The sequence below is a fragment of the Paraburkholderia diazotrophica genome, from assembly GCF_038900755.1.
Lineage (GTDB): Bacteria > Pseudomonadota > Gammaproteobacteria > Burkholderiales > Burkholderiaceae > Paraburkholderia > Paraburkholderia diazotrophica_A.
This window is the reverse complement of the sequence record NZ_JBBPEN010000083.1, coordinates 1-393: the sequence shown is the minus strand read 5'-3', so window position 1 is coordinate 393 and position 393 is coordinate 1. Positions and strand designations below refer to the sequence as shown.

1 protein-coding gene is annotated in these 393 nt (G+C 80.9%); it reads left to right on the top strand.

Annotated elements, in window-relative coordinates; translation table 11 throughout:
- Positions 1-381 (top strand): amidohydrolase family protein (locus tag AABE10_RS36320; RefSeq protein ID WP_342937854.1); only part of this gene is annotated, 381 nt, incomplete at its 5' end.
- Positions 382-393: the final 12 nt, after the last annotated feature.

Below are 393 nucleotides of genomic sequence, written 5' to 3'. Positions count from 1 at the left end.
GCGGACGGGCGCTTCCCGCTCTTCGCCGCCCGGATGCGCCGCATGCACGCGCGCCGGTACGAGCACGTGCGCGACCTGCACGAGGCGGGCGTCCGGCTCCTCGTCGGCACCGACGCCGGCGGGACGCTCGGGCACGGGCTCGTCGCCGCCGAGGCCGCGGAGATGGTGGCGGCGGGCGTGCCGGCGGCGGAGGTCGTGGCCGTCGCGAGCTGGCGGGCCCGGGAGTACCTCGGCGTCCCGGGCCTGGCCGAGGGCGCACCGGCCGACCTCGTGGTGTACCCGTCGGACCCGCGCGCCGACATCGGCGTGCTCGCGGCGCCCGCCGCGGTCGTGCTGCGCGGCCGCGTGGTCGCCGGCGTCGTCGGCGTCGTCCCGGGCTGACCGGCCGCGGCC